Consider the following 15,591-nt stretch of genomic DNA (forward strand, 5'->3'; position numbering starts at 1 on the left):
TATCCTCCCCCTTTGCCAAAGGGGGATTGAGGGGGATTTTTGAAATAAGAGGATCAAAGGAGATTTTGTTTTATACTCTCGCCCTTCCTTCTTTTGAAAAAACACCGATAAAGGTTCTTCCATGACCAATAAAGCTATTATTCACAGCGATAACGCCCCCGCCGCCATAGGCACCTATTCCCAAGCCGTAAAAGCCAACAATACGGTTTACCTCTCCGGCCAAATTCCGCTCGACCCAAAAACCATGCAAATGGTTGAAGGCGACTTTGCCGCGCAAGCGCATCAGGTATTTAAAAATTTGGCCGCCGTATGCGAAGCCGCCGGCGGCAGTTTGAAGGACATAGTTAAGCTCAACATTTACCTGACTGATTTGGCCAATTTCCCAGTCGTAAATGAAGTGATGGGGCAATACTTTCAGCAACCCTATCCCGCCCGCGCTGCGGTAGGTATCAACCAACTGCCCCGCGCCGCACTGATTGAAGCTGATGGGATTATGGTGATTTAAGCGATCACGCTTTTTTTACTTATAAAAATGCTCGATTCGTCGGGCATTTTTTTTAGGTTTTGATTGCTAACTAGGTATTGAAAACTTGTTGAATAAAGAGAGGTGATTTATTGTAGTTGCGCATGTGATTTTGTCGTTTTTAAAACGCTGAATGGGATTGCATATATAAAAATTAAGTGGGCTATAGCCAGGGTAAAAAGGATTATCTATGAGCTTTTATTTTCGTTATTTATTCATTATGTGCGTTGCTTTGTTTTCGGCAACCAATTCTGCAACAACTCAACTTGCGACAGAAGATTTTTCCCAACTGCCAGATGTGAATCGTTTAGTGTTATCGCCTAATGGCAAGACACTCGCTTATAACGCCCGAATTAATGTTGGCGACATTCAAGGCGTTGGCGTACATGTGTTGGATCTGGCCACAAAAAAATGAAAATTGCCTTGTTCACCGATAACTCTAAATTTTTTATGAGGTGGTTGAGCTGGAAAGATAACAAGACGTTATTGGTTGGTGTATTTAGCCCTTCCGAACGTGACACTGTTGTTAATGCGCAGCGGGTTCGTTTTAAAACCCGTGATTTTCATTTGATGATTATAGATACCGAAACCGGTGAAGTTACTGAGCCGTTTACGCGCACATTTTTGCGCCGTTACAACGTATTGCCACCAATACGTGATTATGTGGTGGACACGTTACCCAATGATCCTGAACATATTTTAATGCAAATGCCAGGAGTGGATATTGGATACTGGCGTGAGCCCATTGTTTACAAAGTGAATATCAAAACACAAAAAGCCAGCGTTTATCATCCCGCGCAAAAAGAAGTAAGTGATTGGATAACCGATCAACACCATCAGGTTAGATTAGGGCATGCCAACGATGATAAAGGGATTCAATCAACAAAAGTGCTAGATGCCAACTCTGGGAACTGGCGAGAGCTGTGGCCATACAGTATTTTTTCTGAAGAGCGAGTAGAAGCCTTGGGATTTGATAAGGATCCCAACGTGCTTTATATCCGCGCCTACCACCAAAAACGTCTGGCAATATTTAAGGTTAATTTGAAAGATCCTGATTTAAAACGGGAATTAGTTCTCGCTGACCCCACCTACGATGTAAAGGGGCACCTGATATATTCGCCATTGAATGATGCAGTTATTGGTGTGACTAGCATGGAGCAAGGTGGAACCTATTTTTTCGATAAAGAATTGCAAACTCTACAAACAAAAATTGATAAAGCAATTCCAGGTAATCGTAATTACATTTATTCGATTACCGATGATCAGCAAAAATTTTTAGTATTCTCCACAAGTAGTACAGATTCAGGTACTTATTATTTAGGGCAAACTAATCCGATTAAATTAGAGGCGGTGGCCTATAGCTACAAAAAATTAGTTCCCGAAGTGCTGAGCAAAACCGAGCAGATCGAATACAAGGCGAGAGATGGGTTGAAAATTGAGGCTTATTTAACCACGCCCAAAAATCAACCTGCCAAAAATTTACCCACGTTGCTATTCCCACACGGCGGGCCAATCTCGCGTGATAATGACGCCTTTGATTATTGGACACAGTTTTTTGTCAATAAAGGCTATGCTGTGCTGCAGATGAACTTCCGTGGTTCCGATGGCCAAGGTATTGAGTTGCGTAATGCTGGCTTGAAAAACTGGGGCAAGGAGATGCAGGATGATATTGAAGACGGTGCGCGAAAATTAATTGCTGATGGCATAGCCGACCCTAATGCCATCGCGATTGTGGGAGCAAGCTATGGTGGTTATGCCGCTTTAATGGGAGTAGTAAAAACTCCGGACTTTTATCGCTGTGCAATCAGCGTCAACGGTGTGTCTAACGTGTTTGACTTGGTAAAAGACAATCGTGCATTTTGGCGCAGTTACAATGTGGTGGACGAACAAATCGGAAATGACAATTCGACGTTGCGCGCAATTTCGCCGGTTAATTTTGCCGATAAAATTAAAGTGCCCGTGTTGTTGGTGCACGGCACTGATGATCGCCAGGTTAAAATACAACAAAGTTATGAAATGCGCGACGCGCTACAAAAAGCTAAAAAAGAAGTGACCTTTTTGGAGTTGCCGAGTGAAGATCATTATTTGTTAAACGAAAAAAATCGTATTGATACTTTCCGTGCGATGGATACATTTTTAGACCAGTGTTTACCGGTTAAAAAAGCAAAAGCTGTAGCAGGTAATTAATGGGATTAACAAAAAAGCCCGAGCAGAATCTTCTGCTCGGGCTTTTTATTTTTCATGATATGGACATTATTTTTTCAGAGTCGCTTTGGGGTTAGGTAAATCGGTAATCGTACCCACGCCCAATTCTGCCGCCAGACCAACCGATTCATGTAAGGTCGGGTGGGCGTGGATGGTGAGGGCTATATCTTCCACGCTGGCGCCAAATTCCAGCGCCAAGGTGAGTTCGCCGAGCAATTCACCCGCGTGTACGCCGACTAACCCTGCGCCGAGCAGGCGATCGGTTTTGGCGTCATAGATAAGTTTGGTTTTGCCTTCGCTGCGGTCGGCGGCTATGGCGCGGCCGCTGGCGGCCCAGGGGAATACGGCGGTTTTGAAATCCAGCCCCTGCTGTTTGGCTTCTTTTTCGGTCAGGCCGACCCAGGCGAGTTCGGGGTTGGTGTAGGCGATGGAGGGAATTGCCATTGGTTCAAACGCGTGTGGATGACCGGCGACACCTTCGGCGGCGGCGTGGCCTTCATGGGTGGCTTTGTGGGCGAGCATGGGCTGGCCGATGATATCGCCAATAGCGTAAATGTGCGGCACATTGGTTTGTAAGAAGGCATTGACCTTGATAAAACCGCGCTCATCCACCTCAACACCGGCTTTTTCTGCGTCGATCAGTTTGCCGTTGGGCACCCGCCCGACTGCCACTAATACGGCGTCAAATTGGCGTGGTTCGGCGGGCGCATTGGCGCCGCTAAAGGCCACTTCGATCGCCTCGGGTTTGGCGCTGACCGCTTCCACCTTGGTGGATAGCAGTACTTCAAACTTGTCTTTGTTGTATTTGCTGTAAACGGCGACCAGGTCTTTATCGGCGGCTGGCACCAGTTGATCGGCAAATTCCACTACAGTGACTTTGCTGCCCAGGGCTTCATACACAGTCGCCATTTCCAATCCGATAATACCGCCGCCAATCACCAATAACCGCGCCGGTACATCGCGCAGTTCAAGCGCGCCGGTAGAATCAAAAATGCGTGGATCTTCGGGGATAAAGGGCAGTTTTACGCTGCGTGAACCAGCGGCGATAATCGCGTGTTCAAAGTCGATCAGGGTAGTTTCGGTACCTGACTCCACCGCCAGTTGGTGATCGCTAACAAACTTGCCATAGCCTGTCACCACGTTGACTTTACGCGCTTTGGCCATGGCATTAACACCGGAAACCAGCTTGCTAACCACGGAATCTTTATAGCCGCGCACCTTGTCGAGGTCGTGGGTAACTGGGCCAAAACTGAGGCCGAGGTTGCCGGCATGGTGGGATTCATTAATCACTTCCGCCACGTGCAGCAGCGCTTTGGAGGGGATGCAGCCTACGTTGAGGCAGACGCCGCCGAGGCTGGAGTAGCGCTCTACCAAGGTCACATCCAGGCCGAGGTCTGCGGCGCGAAAGGCGGCGGAATAGCCGCCGGGGCCACTGCCGAGAACTACCACTTGGGTTTTGATTGTTGCCATCTTGCTTGCTCCTTAACAGGTTAGCTGCCAGGCGCTAGCTCCCGGCATGACTGGGGAAGGGAATCGAACACTATCGGGGGGGATGCTATCAAAAGAAACTGAAACCCACTTGGAAAAGTTTTTCCAAGTCGCGGATATGCTTTTTCTGCAGCAAAAACACAATTACATGGTCGCCGGACTGCACTACTACATCGTCATGGGCGATCACTACTTCGTCGCCATCGGGGCCTTCGCGCACAATCGCGCCGATATTGGCGCCTTCGGGCAGGTCTATGTCTTCCAACGCTTTGCCGACTACTTTGGAGGATTTGGCATCGCCGTGGGCGATAATTTCAATCGCCTCGGCTGCACCCCGGCGCAGTGAGTGAACATTCACTATATCGCCGCGACGCACGTGGGTGAGCAGGCTGCCGATGGTGGTGGTCTGGGGGGAGATGGCGATGTCAATATCGCCGCCCTGCACTACATCTACGTAAGCGGGGTTGTTGATTAGCGTCATCACCTTGCGCGCGCCCAAGCGTTTGGCAAGCATGGAGGACATGATATTGGCTTCGTCGTCGTTGGTAAGCGCGAGGAATACATCGGTATCTTCAATGCTCTCTTCCATCAGCAGGTCTTTGTCGGACGCGCTGCCCTGAATCACAATCGCCCGATCCAGTTGTTCCGATAGGCGGATGGCGCGCGCCTTGTTGTATTCGATCACGCGCACGTTGTAGCGGCCTTCGAGCATCTTGGCGAGGCGCAGGCCGATATTGCCGCCGCCCGCAATAGTGATGCGTTTGTAGGCTACTTCGAGGCGGCGCAACTCGCTCATTACCGCGCGGATATCGGCCTTGGCAGCGATGAAGAAGACTTCGTCATCGGCTTCGATCACCGTATTACCGGTGGGCATAATGGCGCGATTGCGCCGGTAAATGGCGGCAACACGGGTATCGACCGAGGGCATATGCTCGCGTAAAAAACGCAGCTCCTGGCCGACCAGCGGCCCGCCGTGATAGGCCTTAACCGCGACCAGCTGCACCTTGCCATCGGCAAAGTCCAATACCTGCAGGGCACCGGGCTGTTCAATCAGGCGGAAGATATATTCCGATACCAATTGCTCCGGGCTGATAAGTACATCAATCGGAATGGCACCGTTTTCAAACAGCTGTTGGTGCGTGAGGTAAGAGGTGGCGCGCACCCGCGCAATTTTGGTGGGGGTGTGAAACAGGTTCTCGGCAATGGTGCAGGCGATCATATTGATCTCGTCGTTGCTGGTTACCGCGACCAGCATATCGGCGTCTTCCGCGCCCGCTTGCTCCAACACATCCGGGTGCGATGCTTCGCCCGTGACCACACTGATATCCAGCCGGTCGCGCAGCTCGCGCAGGCGCGCTTCGTCGGTATCGATCACGGTGATGTCATTGGATTCGCTCGCCAGATGTTCCGCGAGGCTGCCGCCGACTTGTCCGGCACCGAGGATAATAATTTTCATAGTCTACCCGTTGTGAGTCGCTGTCTAATCCATCGCCAAGTCTAGTGCTAAGTGCAGCAAATTGCCGCTATCGTCGGCTAATGTGAAGAAGTTGTATCAATTTGTTTTGCGCAAACGCGCGTAGTAAAAACCGTCGTGGCCATCCAATTGCGGCAGTAATTGCCTGCCGCAGGGTTGCGCTAAACCCCAATCGACATCGAGTGGGTCGCAGCTTGCATCCTTATTGCGCGTCAAAAAAGCTTCAATAATACGGGTGTTTTCCTTGGGCATAATCGAGCAGGTGGCATAGAGCAAAACGCCGCCGGGTTTGAGCAATGGCCAGAGGTTTTTCAGCAGTTGTTGTTGCAGTTCGCCGAGTTTATCCAGCTCTTCGGGGGTGCGCAGTACTTTAATATCCGGGTGGCGGCGAATAATACCGGTGGCGGAACAGGGCGCGTCGAGCAGTATGCGGTCGTAAAGTTCGCCATCCCACCAGCTGTTGGGTTTGGTGCCATCGCCACATAACACCTCAGCAGTGACACCAAGGCGAGTCAGATTTTCACGCACGCGGGTGAGGCGGCGCTCGTCGGCATCCAGTGCGGTCACCTTCAGGCTGGGTTCTAATTCCAGCAGGTGGCCGGTTTTTCCGCCGGGGGCGCTACAGGCATCCAATACCCGCAAGTTGGGCGACAATTCGAGCAGGTCGCCGCTTAATTGCGCTGCTTCATCCTGCACACTTAGCCAGCCTTCGGTGAAATGGGGCAGTTTGCGCGGGTCACAAGCCTGTTCCAGGGTGATGCCATAAGGGCTGTGTTGGGTGGCTTTGGCGCTAATGTCGAGTTCGCGCAGCAGTTGCAGGTAGTTATCGCGGCTGATTTTTTGGGTGTTCAAACGCAGGCTAAAGGGCGGGTGCTGGTTGTTGGCGGCGATCAATTCATCGAATTGCGCCGGCCAGCATTTGCTCATCATGGCTTCCATCCACGCGGGATGATTGCTGTTAAATGCGCGATTCTCGGCGAGAAAATCGTTAATTCTGCTGCTATCACGCTGAAAACTGCGCAATACACCGTTGACCAGATTGGTCGCCCAGGGCTTTTTAATATGGCGCGTGACTTCAACGGTTTCGCCAATGGCAGCGTGATCGGGAATGCGTGTGTGCAGCAATTGATAGAGGCCGAGCAGCAGCAGCGCCTGAACATCGCCATCTTTGGCGCGCAGGGGTTTATCCAGCAGGCATTCGGTATAGGCCTGCAGTTGCGGGTAAAAACGGCAGGTGCCAAAACACAGTTCTTGCAGTAAAGGGCGATCATTTTCGGCTACTTTCGCCGAAATTGGTGGCAATAAGCTGGATAAAGAACCTTTTGCGGCCAGTATCTGGGCAATTACCTGCGCCGCTGCGGCGCGCACGCTTAACATGCCGGTTGCTCCAGTTGCGCGCCGACCTTAAATAGATCCGGGTGGCCGCGCAGTATATCGCCGATGTTCATCGGTTTTTTGCCGGGTAATTGCAGCTGTTCGAGGATAAGCTGCCCCTGTTTACAGGCGATCCATAGGCCTTGGTGGTCAATTTGGGTGATGCTGCCGGGTGCGGCATTGGCTGTGTTGTCGACCGTTTTAGCCGCCCAGATGCGGATGCGCTGATCGTCGCCCGCGCCTGCCGGTTTGGTGTGTGCGACCGGAAACGGATTGAATGCGCGCACTTTGCGCTCCAGCTCCACTGCGGGCAATTGCCAGTTGAGCGCCGCTTCTTCTTTGCTGAGTTTGGGTGCGTAGTTGCTTAGCTTGTCATCCTGTTTTTCCGGTTTGATGGTGCCCGCTTGAATCAAATCGAGCGCCGCGATAAGTGCGGGTGTGCCGATACTGATGAGCTTATCGTGCAGGCTTCCACCGGTATCGTCGGCTAATATCGGACAACATGTTTTGCTCAGCATATCGCCAGTATCCAGCCCTACATCCATTTGCATAATCGTTACGCCAGTTTCGCTATCACCCGCTTCTATCGCCCGTTGGATGGGAGCGGCACCGCGCCAGCGCGGCAGGATCGAAGCGTGCACATTGATGCAGCCGAGGCGCGGGGCATCCAGTACGACTTTGGGCAGAATCAAGCCGTAGGCGACCACTACCATCAAATCCGCATTCAGCGCGGCCAATTCGGCTACCGCTTCGGGCGCTTTAAAGTTGAGCGGCTGGTAAACCGGAATATCGTGTGCGAGCGCAACCTCTTTTACTGGGCTGGCGCTGAGCTTTTTGCCGCGTCCGGCGGGGCGATCGGGCTGGGAATAAACGGCAATCACCTGATGGCGGCTAGTAAGCAGCGCTTTTAGATGCTCCGCCGCAAAATCGGGGGTGCCGGCAAAAATAATGCGTAAACCTTGGCTCATGAATAACCTGTCGAATTGCAAAGTGTTTAAATCATTGGCAATAGAAAATAAAAAAGGCGCCAGTAGCGCCTTTATCTGCTGCGCACCTCTAGCGCGCTTCAGCCTTGTGTTTTTTCTCTAGTTTGGCGCGAATGCGGGTGCGCTTAAAGGGCGAGATATGATCTACAAACAACTTGCCGTTTAAGTGATCCAGCTCATGCTGGATGCATACTGCAAGCAACCCCTGGGGTTCAATTTCAAACGGTTTTCCGTCGCGATCCAGTGCTTTTACCCGGATATGCTCCGGGCGCACTACCGTTTCATAGAAGCCGGGAACTGACAGGCAGCCTTCATCGTACTCGCTAACACTGTTATCCAGCACTTCGATTTCTGGATTAATGAAGACCAACGGCTGGGATTTATCTTCACTCACGTCTATAACTACTACGCGCTTGTGCACATTCACTTGCGATGCCGCAAGGCCAATGCCGGGGCAGTCGTACATAGTTTCAAACATGTCGTTTATCAGCTGGCGGATTTTATCATCCACTTCTGTGACGGGTTTGGCGACAGTGCGCAGCCGTGGGTCTGGAAATTCAAGGATAGGTAACAAGGCCATAGTGTTTGTGACAAACTTCTAGTAAAAAGGTAATAACCGCTGCTAACATGATGATCGCACAGGATTTATGCGGTGCACACGGAAACAGCATGGGCTTTTAATTAACTATTATACGTCTATCTGCCTCAGGACCGAATAAAACAGGATCGGTTTCTATGAAAAAAATATTACTGGCCGTTGCGGCTGCATCACTCATTAGCTTCTTTTCTTGGGCTGATGATGCACTTCTTAAAACGGGTCACCCCGATGAATACACCGTCAAAAAGGGCGATACCCTCTGGGATATTTCCGCTACCTTTTTGAACAGTCCTTGGCTTTGGCCAGAGATTTGGCATGTTAACCCCCAAATCGAAAACCCGCACCTGATCTTCCCCGGCGATCTGATCCGCTTGGTTTATCTGGATGGGCAGCCTCGTCTCACACTTGAGCGCACCTTGAAAATGGTGCCTGGCGCAGGTGGAGGTATAAATGGCGCGACGAAATTGAGCCCTAGCATTCGGGTGCAACACACTGAAGATGCCATCAGTGCTATCCCGCTGGATAGGATCGAGGCGTTTTTATCGCGCAGCCGAATCGTCAATCCAGGCGAGTTGGAGGCAGGCCCTTATATGCTCGCTGGTCAACAGCAACATTTGATTGTTGGGGCAGGCGATCGCGCTTATGCGCGCGGAAATTTTGATGATCATTACTCTAATTACGGTGTTTATCGCAAAGGCCAAACGTTTAAAGACCCGATCACCAAAGAGTTGCTGGGTATTTATGCGCAAGGTATAGGTACTGTCGCCGTTACCAAAAAAACCGATGATGTTGCAACACTCGATGTTATTCGCACCTATGAGGAGGTTCGCCCCGGTGATAGCTTATTGCCAAGCGAAGATCGCTCGGTGGATTCAGTGTTTTATCCGAGCGCGCCAGATGCAGATATAGAAGCCCAGATCATCGCCGTGGAAGGTGGTGTGACGCAAGTTGGTAAGTTTAATGTAGTGATGATAAATCGCGGTGAGCGTGAGGGTCTGCAAATAGGTAATGTACTGGCGATTTATAAGGCTGGTGAAGTGGTTACCGACCGTGTTAAAGGTGGCAAAGTCGCATTGCCGGATGAGCGTGCAGGCTTGCTGATGGTTTTCCGTACTTTTGAAAAAATGAGTTTTGCGCTGGTGCTTGAGACTGACCGTGCTTTGGCGGTTAACGACAAGGTGCGCAACCCTTAAGTGGTATTGTAGTGGCTGCCCCGCTGTGGGCAGCCAGAATCAAGGATGATAGTTATGCTCTCCCCCCTCGCTGCTACCCTATTGGTGTTACGTCTCCCTGCGATTGGTGTTGCTGGTTACTGGCAGCTGCTTGAGTTATTTGACAGCCCGCTGCAATTGCTCGATCAACCCACGCAATCCTTGCGCTCGCTGCTTAACCCGGCTGCTGCCGACATGCTCAGCCAGTTTCGCACCGATCCTGATACCAGTGACATTGGCCGTAAGTTGGCTGCCGATTTAGCCTACATCGAATCCCAGCCTGACCTGCATTGCCTCACCTATGATGACCCTCTCTACCCGCGGTTGCTGCGTGAAATTCCGCGCCCGCCACCGCTGCTGTTTGTGCGCGGTGAACCTGCCTGCCTCAGTTTGCCGCAGTTGGCAATTGTCGGTAGCCGCAACCCTAGCGGCGGCGGCAGCGAAAATGCGGAGCGGTTTGCGCACTATCTTGCCGAGCGCGGTTTTGCAATCACCAGTGGTTTGGCGCTGGGGATAGACGCGGCGGCGCATCGCGGCGCGCTGCGGGCAGGTGGGAAAACCATCGCGGTGATGGGCACCGGTATCGATTTGATCTACCCATCCCGCCACCGCCCGTTGGCGCAGGAAATTATTGCCAGTGGCGGCGCTCTAGTTAGTGAGTTTCCGTTGGGAACAAGTTCACAGGCCAGCAACTTCCCTCAGCGCAATCGTATTATTAGCGGTTTGAGCGGTGGTACCTTGGTGGTGGAGGCGGCGGTACAAAGTGGCTCATTAATCACCGCTTCCTACGCACTGCAACATGACCGCGAAGTGTTTGCGATTCCCGGTTCTATCCACAATCCGCTGGCGCGGGGTTGTCACCAATTGATTCGCCAAGGCGCGACTTTGGTGGAAACCGCGCAGGATATAGTCGATCAACTGGCCGGATTGCTCAGCTATAAACGCCAAGAGGTGAGATCCGCCAAAACAGTGCAGCCGGAATTGTTTGATAAGTCCGTGAATGCGGAAATCGAACTCGGCGCTGATGAACAGAAATTATTACAGGCCCTGGGTTACGATCCGCTGCCGGTGGATTTACTGGCTGAGCGCACTGGCTTGGATGTGGGCAATTTATCGGCGCAGCTCATCGGCTTGGAAATCAAAGGTTTGATTCAACAGGTTGGCGCCTGCTATCAGCGGGTATAGCCAATACGGATGAATTCTTGAGCTTGTGCTATAGCTGGGGTAGATTGGCTGTAACTTGATAATAGGTATGGCTCATGATCGATTGGTCGCGTAATCCCCGCATACAATTCGCAGCAAGACAAATGAAACTAGGCGGAGTGATTGCCTACCCCACCGAGGCAGTGTGGGGTTTAGGCTGTAACCCCTTTGACGAAGGGGCGGTATTGGAGCTGTTGGCCTTGAAGAGCCGCCCAATAGAAAAAGGCCTTATTCTGATCGCCGCCGATATCAAAATGTTTGCCCCCTTTCTTGATGAGTTGGATGATTTGCAGCGCCAGCGATTAAAAAACTCCTGGCCCGGCCCCCATACCTGGCTGGTGCCCAATAATGGTTTAGTGCCCTATTGGATTAGCGGCAGTTTTAGCAGCGTGGCGCTGCGGGTAACTGATCACCCGGTGGCAGCGGGGCTATCGCGCGCATTTGGCGGGCCTTTGGTCTCCACCTCCTGCAATCCCCAAGGTTTAGCGCCCGCCACCAGTATCCATCAGGTGCGCCGCTATTTTAGCGGAGAATTGGATGCGATCACCTCCGGCCAAGTCGGCAAGCGCACCGCCCCCTCTGAAATCCGTGATTTGCTCACCGGTGAGATCATTCGCCCCGGTTGATTGGTGCTTAACCCAGGTCAAATCCTGTGAACTAGTTTTCCCCTTTCACTTCTGGCCGCGTAGAATGGCGGCCTTTCTGATTTCATCCTTCACTCATCTATTGCTGCAACACGCGGATGCCGCACTTTGAGGAACTTTTATGACTGCTTCACATGGGCCCGATAAGGCCGCCGTCAAAGCATACCTGCTCGACTTACAAGATCGCATCTGCCAAGCACTGGCCGCTGAAGATGGCGGTGCCGAGTTTATGGAAGACTCCTGGACGCGCGCTGAAGGTGGCGGTGGTCGTTCGCGGGTATTAACTAACGGCGCGGTGATCGAAAAAGGCGGCGTTAATTTTTCCCATGTGTACGGCACTCAAATGCCCGCTTCGGCGACTGCACATCGCCCCGAGTTAGCAGGGCGCGCGTTTGAAGCCATGGGGGTGTCGCTGGTGATTCATCCGCACAATCCTTATGTGCCTACCAGCCATGCCAATGTGCGTTTTTTTATCGCCGAGAAAGAAGGTGCAGCGCCGGTCTGGTGGTTCGGCGGCGGTTACGATTTAACGCCCTATTACGGCAATGAAGCCGATGTGGTGCACTGGCATCAGACCGCAAAAAATGCCTGCGATCCACTTGGCGAGCACCTCTATCCCAGATTTAAAAAATGGTGCGACGAGTATTTTTATTTAAAACACCGCGATGAAGCGCGCGGTGTGGGTGGACTATTTTTTGATGACTACAACGCCGAAAGTTTTGACCACAGTTTTGCTCTGATGCGCGCCGTAGGCGATAGCTATGTGCCCGCCTATCAGCCGATTGTCAACGCGCGTAAAGGCATGGCATTTACGGAACGCGAGCGCGATTTCCAACTCTATCGCCGCGGCCGCTATGTGGAATTTAATTTGGTTTATGACCGCGGCACTTTATTTGGTTTGCAAACCGGTGGCCGTACTGAATCGATCTTAATGTCGTTGCCGCCATTAGTGCGCTGGGAATACAACTGGCAACCAGACGCCGGCACCGCTGAAGCACAGCTGTACGAAAAGTTTTTGCCGCACCGCGACTGGCTGAAATAAATAGGTAGTTAGTATTTCATTATTGTTTTTCGTTTTATTTGTTGGATAACCCATGACTGATTTATACGCCTTGTTTGGCAACCCGATTGTGCAAAGCAAATCGCCCCATATCCATCGCCAGTTTGCCGAGCAAACCGGGCAGGATATGCATTACACCAAACAACTAGTGGCTATCGGAGAGTTTGAACAGGCAGCACAGGATTTTTTTGCTCAAGGCGGCAAAGGATTAAATATCACCGTGCCATTTAAATTAAACGCATTTGAATTTGCGCAAAAACGCACTGCGCGTGCAGAGCGTGCCGGTGCCGTGAACACGCTTGCGATGTTAAGTGATGGCAGCATCCTTGGCGATAATACGGATGGCATTGGCATGATTCACGATATGCACAATCTCGGTTGGGAATTGGAAGGTAAACGTGTATTGATTTTGGGCGCAGGTGGTGCTGTGCGCGGTATTTTGCAGCCGCTGCTAGAAGAAAATCCGGCACAAATTGTAATTGCTAACCGCACCTTCAGCAAAGCCGAAGAGCTCGCCAAAAATTTCCATGATATGGGTGATGTACAAGCAAAAACGTTTGAACAATTGGCCGGCGAAACTTTTGATTTGGTAATCAATGGCACTTCGGCAAGTATGCAAGGTGAGTTGCCGCCACTGCCAGATAACTTACTGTCCGCTAACGCCAATTGTTACGACATGATGTACGGTGCCGAGCCAACAATTTTTCTGCGCTGGGCGCAAGAGCACGGCGCTGTACAAGTTGCCGATGGTTTGGGCATGTTAATCGGCCAAGCTGCGGAAGCATTCTACTTGTGGCGACAAATTCGCCCCGAAGTAGTGCCGGTTATCAGCGCAATGCGTCGTCAGATTTCCGAGAAAAAATAAACACTCTTGTGCGCCTACATAAAATGTGGGCGCATCTTCCGCATTAATTATTCCTCTGTGGCGCCATGATTTATCTCTCGCTGTTTTTTACCGCATTGATTGCCGCCACACTTTTCCCGCTCTCATCTGAAGCACTGCTCGTTGCACTGCTCTATCAACACTATTCCCCATTATTACTGTGGTTGGTGGCGACCAGCGGCAATACGCTTGGCTCCTGTATCAATTGGTATTTGGGCAAAGAGTGCCTGCGCTGGCAGGATAAAAATTGGTTTCCAGTGAACCCAACACAATTAGCGCGTGCGCAACAACAGTTTCAACGCTATGGCTTGTGGTCGTTATTGTTTGCGTGGGTGCCAGTTGTTGGCGACCCGCTGACATTGATTGCGGGTGTGATGCGCATTTCGTTTTGGAAATTTGCCGCACTCGTCGCGCTCGGTAAAGCAGTGCGTTATGGGTTGATTATTTATATCGCTTTGTGCGCTTAGTCTTAGTGTAGGTTTAACCAAGATGAACTCGAACAAGACTCGATAAACCAGTGTAAGGCCTTTCCTTGGTTGCCTTTATACCACGCCAAATAAAGTGGAATATTCGGCCGCGGCACAGTGCAATTAAGTACCACTAAATCGCCCTGTTGAATTTCGTGTTGAATAAGATGCGTGGGCAAAAAACCTACGCAGACCCCCATCACTTGTGCGTGAATTTTTGCAGCAGCGTTTGCGACGCGAATAATCTGGCGGCTCTCCAATAAACCCGAAGAGCGAGCGGGGACGCTGAGCGATGAATCGGCCATAACAATCGTAGGAAACGCACTAATAGCGGCGGCATCCACAGGCTCTTTGTGTAAACAAAGTGGGTGACCCCGTGCAACGGCAAAAACAAATTCCACGTCGTCTATTAATTTATGCTCAAAAATCCCCTTGGGTATATCCCCGCTGGCGCCCAGCGTCAAATCACAGCGCCCTGCAATTAATGCATCCCAAGTTCCGTCCAACACTTCTTCACTGATGGTGATGGCGACACGTTTATCGAGTTGATTGAACGCCTTGATCTGTTGTAGCAGTGGCGCCAGAGGCAATATTGCATCCATCGCGATACGCAATTGTGTCTCCCAGCCTGTCATCTCTGGTGGTGGTCGTGCAAGTGCCGACAATTGGATCGCAAATAAAATTTAAACCGGAATTGAATGCAAGCTAACAAACTGACACATGGCGCTTTAATAAAAGCGCCGCAAAAAATGAGGTGACCTATGATCAGTATCAGACGCAGCAACCAGCGTGGCAGTGCCAACTTCGGCTGGCTCAATAGCAAGCATACCTTTTCATTCGGCAATTATTACGATGAATAGCAAATGGGATTTTCGGCACTGCGGGTGATTAATGATGACCGTGTTGCCGCCGATTCCGGTTTTGATACCCATGGCCACCGCGATATGGAAATTATTAGCTATGTACTTGAGGGAGAAATTGCCCATAAAGATAGTGCAGTCAATGTGGCGACTTTACCGCCCGGTGAATTCCAATTGATGTCGACAGGCAGTGGTATTCGCCATAGCGAATTTGATCCGTCGCAAACCAAAGAGGTGCACTTTTTGCAAATCTGGATTTAACCAAATGTTTATGGTCAAGCGCCGGGTTATCAACAAAAGGATTTTGGTAGTAAAAAAGATTTGACCTTAGCCATAAGCCCGGATGGTGAAGCAGGTAGCTTGGTTATCAAGCAGGATGCGCGTTTGTATCAACTGCTACTCGATGCAAATACCAGTGCTGAATTACCAGTTTCCAAAAAGCGTAATTATTACGTGCATGTTATCAACGGCGAGTTGGAAATTGACGGAGACCTTATCACGCCAGGTGACGGTGCGAAAATCGAACACGTTAATAGTTTGGTGATGATTGCGCAGCAAAAAGCAGTAAAGGAGCTGGTATTTGATTTGCCATAAAATAATGAGTTGTTAAAAAGG

The 15,591-nt window shown here is 50.8% G+C and carries 17 protein-coding genes; 11 read left to right on the forward strand and 6 right to left on the reverse strand.

Going from position 1 to position 15,591, the window contains the following annotated elements:
* Window positions 1-121: 121 nt before the first annotated feature.
* The 3 genes from AWU77_RS05505 to AWU77_RS05515 all read left to right on the forward strand — a co-directional run bounded on the left by AWU77_RS05505 (window position 122) and on the right by AWU77_RS05515 (window position 2,710).
* On the forward strand, window positions 122-505 hold the full coding sequence (locus tag AWU77_RS05505) for a RidA family protein (protein ID WP_062060128.1): 384 nt from the start codon (window positions 122-124) through the stop codon (window positions 503-505).
* A 208-nt stretch (window positions 506-713) separates the two neighbouring features.
* Window positions 714-938 (forward strand): hypothetical protein, encoded by a 225-nt coding sequence (locus AWU77_RS05510; RefSeq protein WP_062060130.1) that lies wholly within the window; start codon window positions 714-716, stop codon window positions 936-938.
* Window positions 935-2,710 carry a S9 family peptidase gene (locus AWU77_RS05515; RefSeq protein WP_062060132.1) on the forward strand — a complete coding sequence of 592 codons (1,776 nt, stop codon included), beginning with the start codon at window positions 935-937 and terminating at the stop codon, window positions 2,708-2,710. The genes AWU77_RS05510 and AWU77_RS05515 overlap by 4 nt, the downstream gene beginning before the upstream one ends.
* 66 nt (window positions 2,711-2,776) lie before the next feature.
* Here AWU77_RS05515 and lpdA read toward each other — a convergent pair whose 3' ends face one another.
* The 5 genes from lpdA to def form a co-directional block, all read right to left on the reverse strand.
* Window positions 2,777-4,198: a dihydrolipoyl dehydrogenase gene (gene lpdA, locus AWU77_RS05520; protein ID WP_062060134.1), complete on the reverse strand. Its 1,422-nt coding sequence runs from the start codon at window positions 4,196-4,198 to the stop codon at window positions 2,777-2,779.
* A gap of 88 nt (window positions 4,199-4,286) precedes the next feature.
* Entirely contained in the window at window positions 4,287-5,672 is a 1,386-nt protein-coding gene (trkA, locus tag AWU77_RS05525) for a Trk system potassium transporter TrkA (protein WP_062060136.1), read from the reverse strand.
* Window positions 5,673-5,768: 96 nt separating this feature from the next.
* Window positions 5,769-7,067 (reverse strand): 16S rRNA (cytosine(967)-C(5))-methyltransferase RsmB, encoded by a 1,299-nt coding sequence (gene rsmB, locus AWU77_RS05530; protein ID WP_062060138.1) that lies wholly within the window; start codon window positions 7,065-7,067, stop codon window positions 5,769-5,771.
* Window positions 7,061-8,032, reverse strand: coding sequence for a methionyl-tRNA formyltransferase (gene fmt / locus AWU77_RS05535; protein WP_062060147.1), 972 nt, complete (start codon window positions 8,030-8,032; stop codon window positions 7,061-7,063). Before fmt ends, rsmB begins: the two co-directional genes overlap by 7 nt.
* Window positions 8,033-8,120: 88 nt before the next feature.
* Window positions 8,121-8,630 (reverse strand): peptide deformylase, encoded by a 510-nt coding sequence (gene def, locus AWU77_RS05540; RefSeq protein WP_062060149.1) that lies wholly within the window; start codon window positions 8,628-8,630, stop codon window positions 8,121-8,123.
* 155 nt (window positions 8,631-8,785) lie between these two features.
* Between def and AWU77_RS05545 the strand changes: the two genes are divergently transcribed.
* From AWU77_RS05545 to AWU77_RS05570, 6 genes are all read left to right on the forward strand, one after another.
* On the forward strand, window positions 8,786-9,841 hold the full coding sequence (locus tag AWU77_RS05545; protein WP_062060151.1) for a LysM peptidoglycan-binding domain-containing protein: 1,056 nt from the start codon (window positions 8,786-8,788) through the stop codon (window positions 9,839-9,841).
* A 54-nt stretch (window positions 9,842-9,895) separates the two neighbouring features.
* Complete coding sequence (gene dprA, locus AWU77_RS05550) at window positions 9,896-11,044, forward strand: DNA-processing protein DprA (RefSeq protein WP_062060153.1); 1,149 nt, start codon at window positions 9,896-9,898, stop codon at window positions 11,042-11,044.
* 122 nt (window positions 11,045-11,166) lie between these two features.
* On the forward strand, window positions 11,167-11,688 hold the full coding sequence (locus tag AWU77_RS05555; RefSeq protein WP_238582313.1) for an L-threonylcarbamoyladenylate synthase: 522 nt from the start codon (window positions 11,167-11,169) through the stop codon (window positions 11,686-11,688).
* A 139-nt stretch (window positions 11,689-11,827) separates the two neighbouring features.
* Window positions 11,828-12,748, forward strand: coding sequence for an oxygen-dependent coproporphyrinogen oxidase (gene hemF / locus AWU77_RS05560; RefSeq protein ID WP_062060157.1), 921 nt, complete (start codon window positions 11,828-11,830; stop codon window positions 12,746-12,748).
* A gap of 52 nt (window positions 12,749-12,800) precedes the next feature.
* A complete protein-coding gene (aroE, locus tag AWU77_RS05565; RefSeq protein WP_062060159.1) occupies window positions 12,801-13,631 on the forward strand; it encodes a shikimate dehydrogenase in 831 nt (276 codons plus the stop codon).
* A 65-nt stretch (window positions 13,632-13,696) separates the two neighbouring features.
* On the forward strand, window positions 13,697-14,116 hold the full coding sequence (locus tag AWU77_RS05570; RefSeq protein ID WP_062060161.1) for a YqaA family protein: 420 nt from the start codon (window positions 13,697-13,699) through the stop codon (window positions 14,114-14,116).
* 2 nt (window positions 14,117-14,118) lie between these two features.
* Here the strand turns inward: AWU77_RS05570 and AWU77_RS05575 are convergent, their stop codons facing one another.
* Window positions 14,119-14,751, reverse strand: a complete 633-nt coding sequence (locus AWU77_RS05575) for a LysR substrate-binding domain-containing protein (protein WP_084618108.1) — start codon at window positions 14,749-14,751, stop codon at window positions 14,119-14,121.
* A gap of 228 nt (window positions 14,752-14,979) precedes the next feature.
* Between AWU77_RS05575 and AWU77_RS20690 the strand changes: the two genes are divergently transcribed.
* Together AWU77_RS20690 and AWU77_RS20695 are read left to right on the forward strand one after the other, a co-directional pair.
* Entirely contained in the window at window positions 14,980-15,237 is a 258-nt protein-coding gene (locus tag AWU77_RS20690) for a pirin family protein (protein ID WP_238582314.1), read from the forward strand.
* Window positions 15,238-15,297: 60 nt separating this feature from the next.
* Window positions 15,298-15,570, forward strand: a complete 273-nt coding sequence (locus AWU77_RS20695) for a hypothetical protein (protein ID WP_238582315.1) — start codon at window positions 15,298-15,300, stop codon at window positions 15,568-15,570.
* Window positions 15,571-15,591: the final 21 nt, after the last annotated feature.

The sequence above is a fragment of the Cellvibrio sp. OA-2007 genome (genome assembly GCF_000953825.1).
Classification (GTDB): Bacteria; Pseudomonadota; Gammaproteobacteria; order Pseudomonadales; family Cellvibrionaceae; genus Cellvibrio.